Origin of the sequence: Burkholderia sp. Ac-20349 (genome assembly GCF_017104865.1) — a bacterium.
In the GTDB taxonomy this organism is placed as follows: domain Bacteria; phylum Pseudomonadota; class Gammaproteobacteria; order Burkholderiales; family Burkholderiaceae; genus Burkholderia; species Burkholderia aenigmatica.
Map to the genome: position 1 here is coordinate 1 of NZ_JAAGPM010000253.1, position 5,543 is coordinate 5,543.

At 67.8% G+C, this 5,543-nt stretch carries 3 protein-coding genes and 2 pseudogenes; all 5 read left to right on the plus strand.

What is annotated here, in order from left to right; all coding sequences use genetic code 11:
* A pseudogene (locus G3N61_RS37735) lies at window positions 1–278 on the plus strand (regulator); the annotation flags it as partial.
* Window positions 279–292: 14 nt separating this feature from the next.
* Entirely contained in the window at window positions 293–1,990 is a 1,698-nt protein-coding gene (gene recJ, locus G3N61_RS37740; RefSeq protein ID WP_205824964.1) for a single-stranded-DNA-specific exonuclease RecJ, read from the plus strand.
* 152 nt (window positions 1,991–2,142) lie between these two features.
* A protein-coding gene (prfB, locus tag G3N61_RS37745; protein ID WP_105392842.1) for a peptide chain release factor 2 occupies window positions 2,143–3,247 on the plus strand; the annotation gives its coding sequence in 2 pieces (ribosomal slippage) (window positions 2,143–2,223 and window positions 2,225–3,247; 1,104 coding nt in all).
* 82 nt (window positions 3,248–3,329) lie between these two features.
* Window positions 3,330–4,856: a lysine--tRNA ligase gene (gene lysS / locus G3N61_RS37750; protein ID WP_043190322.1), complete on the plus strand. Its 1,527-nt coding sequence runs from the start codon at window positions 3,330–3,332 to the stop codon at window positions 4,854–4,856.
* A gap of 347 nt (window positions 4,857–5,203) precedes the next feature.
* Window positions 5,204–5,437: pseudogene (locus tag G3N61_RS37755) on the plus strand (hypothetical protein); the annotation flags it as partial.
* Between the last annotated feature and the right edge of the window lie 106 nt (window positions 5,438–5,543).

The following is a 5,543-nucleotide window of genomic DNA, read 5'->3' on the forward strand; positions in this document are numbered from 1 at the left end:
CGTTCGGCACGCTGCCCGCCGCCGACGGCGCGACGCTCGTCGAACTGCCCGCGCTGACCACCCCGTTCATCGAGCAGGACTGGGCGCGCTGGCACGACGGACTCGCCGCGCTCGAGCGCGACTGGTTCGCGCCGGTCCTCGCCGCGCTGCAATCCGGCGCGCTCGCGAGCGTCGATTTCACGCTGTGCGGCGACACGAGTTCCGTGACGCTGCACGCGACGCGCGGCGACCTGCGCAAATTCTGGCGCCGCCGCGCGCTGGCCTCCCTGTTCGAATAACAAGCAGACCCCGTATGACCCGGATCGTTACCCGCCCCGTCGCGCCCGCCGACGCCGAAGTGCTCGCGCGCCACGGCCTGCACCCCGTCCTTGCGCGCCTGTACGCGTCGCGCGGCGTGCAGTCCCCCGCCGACATCGAGACCGCGCTGGCGCGCCTCGTCCCGCCCACCGAGCTGAAAGGCTGCGCCGACGCGGCGTCGCTGCTCGCCGACGCGATCGCCGACAAGCGGCGCCTGCTGGTCGTCGCCGACTACGACTGCGACGGCGCGACCGCCTGCGCGGTCGCAGTGCGCGGCCTGCGGATGTTCGGCGCGCAGATCGACTACCTGGTGCCGAACCGCTTCGAATACGGCTACGGCCTCACGCCCGAGATCGTCGAACTCGCGGCCGCGCGCAAGCCCGACCTGCTGATCACCGTCGACAACGGGATCGCGAGCGTTGCGGGCGTCGAAGCCGCGAACGCGCGCGGCATCGACGTGCTCGTGACCGACCACCACCTGCCCGGCGACGCGCTGCCCGCCGCACGCGCGATCGTCAACCCGAACCAGCCCGGCTGCGCGTTCCCGAGCAAGCACCTCGCGGGCGTCGGCGTGATGTTCTACGTGCTGCTCGCGCTGCGCGCCGAGCTGCGCCGCCGCGGCGCCTTCGCGAGCAAGGAAGCCGAGCCGCGCCTCGACGGCCTGCTCGACCTCGTCGCACTCGGCACCGTCGCCGACGTCGTGCGGCTCGACGGCAACAACCGCGTGCTCGTCGCACAGGGGCTGCAGCGGATCCGCAACGGCCGCATGCAGCCGGGCATCGCCGCGCTGTTCCGCGCCGCCGCACGCGAAGCACGCACGGCGTCGGGCTTCGACCTCGGCTTCGGCCTCGGCCCGCGCCTGAACGCCGCCGGGCGGCTGTCCGACATGTCGCTCGGGATCGAGTGCCTGATCACCGACGACATCGGCCGCGCATGGGATCTCGCGCAGCAGCTCGACGTGATGAACCGCGAGCGCCGCGAGATCGAGGCCGGCATGCAGCAGCAGGCGCTCGCCGATCTCGCCGACGTCGATCCGGCCGACGCATGCACGATCACCCTCTTCAACCCCGAGTGGCACCAGGGCGTGATCGGCATCGTCGCCGGCCGGCTCAAGGAAAAATTCCACCGCCCGTCGTTCACGTTCGCCCACGCGGACGACGAAGGCAAGCGGGTCAAGGGGTCCGGCCGCTCGATTCCCGGCTTCCACCTGCGCGACGCGCTCGACCTCGTGTCGAAGCGCGAACCGGACCTGATCGTCGCGTTCGGCGGCCATGCGATGGCGGCCGGCCTCACGCTCGACACCGAGAATGTGCCGCGCTTTGCCGCCGCGTTCGAGGCCGTCGCGCGCGAATGGCTGTCCGACGACGCGCTCGCCCGCGTGATCGAAACCGACGGCGAACTCGAGGACGCGTACTTCACGCCGCAGTTCGTCGGACTGCTCGACGAGGCCGTCTGGGGGCAAGGCTTTCCGGCCCCGCTTTTCTCGGGCGAATTCGACGTCGTGTCCCAGTCGCTCGTGAAGGAAAAGCATCTGAAGCTGCAGCTGGCGCGCGGCCGCCAGCGTTTCAGCGCGATCTGGTTCAACCACACGGAGCCGCTGCCGGAGAGCGCGCTGGTCGCGTACCGCCTCGTCGCCGACACGTGGAATGGCGTCACGCGCGTCCAGTTGATCGTCGAACACGCGGCCGGCTGAGCGCGGGCCGCCCGGCCCGCGATGCCCGCCGCGGCACGTGCACCGTGCCGGACGGGGCCGCGGCACGCGTGCGAGCGCCGTTTGCGTCACCGGGCAACCCTGCCGATCGGCTATAATTCCGCTTTTTTACGAAGCAAGAATAGCGAACGATCATGGAAGCGGAACGTCTCAACGCGATCGAAAGCTCCCTGCTCGACCTGCGCAACCGCGCAGGCGAGCTTCGGGGGTATCTTTGACTACGACGCCAAAGCTGCGCGTCTGACCGAAGTCAACAAGGAACTCGAAGACCCGAACGTCTGGAACGATTCGAAGAACGCCCAGGCGCTCGGTCGCGAGAAGAAGCTGCTCGAGGGCGTCGTCACGACGCTGACCGCGCTCGATAGCGACCTGCGCGACGCGCTCGACCTGTTCGAGCTGGCCCGCGAGGAAGGCGACGAGGACACCCTCGTCGCGTCGGAAGAAGACGCCGCGAAGCTCGAGGCACGCGTGGGCGACATCGAGTTCCGCCGGATGTTCTCGAACCCGGCCGACCCGAACAACTGCTTCATCGACATCCAGGCCGGCGCCGGCGGTACCGAGGCGTGCGACTGGGCGTCGATGCTGCTGCGCCAGTACCTGCGCTACTGCGAACGCAAGGGCTTCAAGGCCGAAGTGCTCGAAGAGTCCGACGGCGACGTCGCCGGCATCAAGAACGCGACGGTCAAGGTCTCGGGCGAATACGCATACGGCTTCCTGCGCACCGAAACGGGCATTCACCGCCTCGTGCGCAAGTCGCCGTTCGACTCGTCGGGCGGCCGCCACACGTCGTTCTCGTCGGTGTTCGTGTATCCGGAAATCGACGACTCGATCGAAGTCGAGATCAACCCGGCCGACCTGCGCATCGACACGTACCGCGCATCGGGCGCGGGCGGTCAGCACATCAACAAGACCGACTCCGCGGTGCGGATCACGCACATGCCGACCGGTATCGTCGTGCAGTGCCAGAACGACCGCTCGCAGCACCGCAACCGCGCAGAAGCGATGGCGATGCTGAAATCGCGCCTGTACGAAGTTGAAATGCGCAAGCGCCAGGCCGAGCAGGACAAGCTCGAATCGAGCAAGACCGATGTGGGCTGGGGCCACCAGATCCGTTCGTACGTGCTCGACCAGAGCCGCGTGAAGGACCTGCGCACGAACGTCGAAATGAGCAACACGCGAGCTGTCCTCGACGGCGACCTCGACGACTTCATCAGCGCGAGCCTCAAACAGGGCGTGTAAGCGCCGTGGCGCGGCCCTGCCGGGTCGCGCCCCCTTGCCCTTCCCGTTTGCGTTGCCGCACCCACTCCGAATTCCGACCATCATGACCGAACCGACCCAAACGCAGCCCGCCGTCACGGCGGACGAAAACCAGATCATCGCCGAGCGCCGCGAGAAGCTGCGCGCCCTGCGCGAGCAAGGCGTCGCCTACCCGAACGACTTCCGGCCCGAGCACCACGCAGCAGACCTGCAGGCGAAATTCGCCGACTCGGACAAGGCCGCGCTCGAAGCGAACCCGGTCGAGGTGTCGGTCGCCGGCCGCATGATGCTCAAGCGCGTGATGGGCAAGGCGAGCTTCGCGACGGTGCAGGACGGTTCGGGTCAGATCCAGTTCTTCGTGACGCCGAACGACGTCGGCGCGGAAACCTACGACGCATTCAAGAAGTGGGACCTCGGCGACATCGTCGCGGCGCGCGGCGTGCTGTTCCGCACCAACAAGGGCGAGCTGTCGGTCCAGTGCAAGGAACTGCGCCTGCTGTCGAAGGCGCTGCGCCCGCTGCCGGACAAGTTCCACGGCCTGTCCGACCAGGAAATGCGCTACCGCCAGCGCTACGTCGACCTGATCGTCACGCCGGAAACGCGCGACACGTTCCGCGCCCGCACCAAGACGATCGCGTCGATCCGCAAGTTCATGGACAACGCCGAGTTCATGGAAGTCGAAACGCCGATGCTGCACCCGATCCCGGGTGGCGCGGCCGCGAAGCCGTTCGTCACGCATCACAATGCGCTCGACATGCAGATGTTCCTGCGCATCGCGCCGGAGCTGTACCTGAAGCGCCTGATCGTCGGCGGCTTCGAACGCGTGTTCGAAATCAACCGCAATTTCCGGAATGAAGGCGTGTCGCCGCGTCACAACCCGGAATTCACGATGATGGAGTTCTACGCCGCGTACACCGATTACCGCTGGCTGATGGACTTCACCGAGCAACTGATCCGCCAGGCGGCGATCGATGCGCTCGGCACCGCGACGATCCAGTACCAGGGCCGCGAGCTCGACCTCGCGAAGCCGTTCCACCGCCTGACGATCACGCAGGCGATCCAGAAGTACGCACCGGACTACACCGACGGCCAGCTGTCGGACGACGCGTTCCTGCGCACCGAGCTGAAGCGCTTCGGCGTCGACGTATCGCAGCCGGCGTTCCTGAACGCGGGCATCGGCGCACTGCAGCTCGCGCTGTTCGAGGAAACGGCCGAAGCGCAGCTGTGGGAGCCGACCTTCATCATCGACTACCCGGTCGAGGTGTCGCCGCTCGCACGCGCATCGGATACGGTGCCGGGCATCACCGAGCGTTTCGAGCTGTTCATGACCGGCCGCGAAATCGCGAACGGCTTCTCGGAGCTGAACGATCCGGAAGACCAGGCCGCGCGTTTCAAGAAGCAGGTCGAGCAGAAGGATGCGGGCGACGAGGAAGCGATGTTCTTCGACGCCGACTACATCCGCGCGCTCGAATACGGGATGCCTCCGACCGGCGGCTGCGGGATCGGCATCGACCGTCTCGTGATGCTGCTGACCGACAGCCCGACGATCCGCGACGTGCTGCTGTTCCCGCATCTGCGCCGCGAAGACTGATCGCCGCGCCCGCGTGTGCGCCGCGCCCTGCGGCGCGCACGCGTCAGCTTTGTAACGACGCGTAAATCCCGCCAGCCGGCGTCCGCCGGGTTTCGATCCTCCCCCGTTTTATCCCCTCGTCGTAACGGCCTTCTCCGGGTTTTCCCGGTAACGACCGCCTGCGCCCCGCTGCAATTCGTTACACCTTGATACGGTGCGCCGCGCGCCGGTGGATGACACTCCTGTTGCGTCACCACGCATGACCACGGGACCAGAACGAGGCGCAGGAACGCCAAGTCTGCTCGCTCCCGAGCGTGGGGTCCGGCCCGGCACCGATGTGCCGATCCGGATCGACATCGGAGAAAAAAATGGACAACCAGAATCAGACCACGCCGCAAAAGCAACGCCTCCACCCGCTCATCGCCACCGCCGCCGGCGCCGTCATCGTCGCCAGCCTCGCGGCGACGGCCGCGATCACGGGTGTGTTCCCGAAGGCCAGCAGCAGCAACGAACAGAACGGCCAGACCCAGGCCGCGCTGATCGCATCGCAGCCGGCCGTCGATACCGCCGCCGCTGCCAGCGCTGGGATGCGTGCACGGGCCTCGGCAGCCCGAACGGCGCGCAGCTCGCCCCGATCCTGACGCGCAAGCCGTCGAGCTGACGGCCGCCGGTCACGTCTTTCCGTATGGCGCGGGCGGCCTGCCCGCG

Excerpts from the sequence above, each read along its gene's own strand:
- recJ (WP_205824964.1), top strand. The coding sequence starts at position 293 with ATGACCCGGATCGTTACCCGCCCCGTCGCGCCCGCCGACGCCGAAGTG.
- lysS (WP_043190322.1), top strand. The coding sequence starts at position 3,330 with ATGACCGAACCGACCCAAACGCAGCCCGCCGTCACGGCGGACGAAAAC.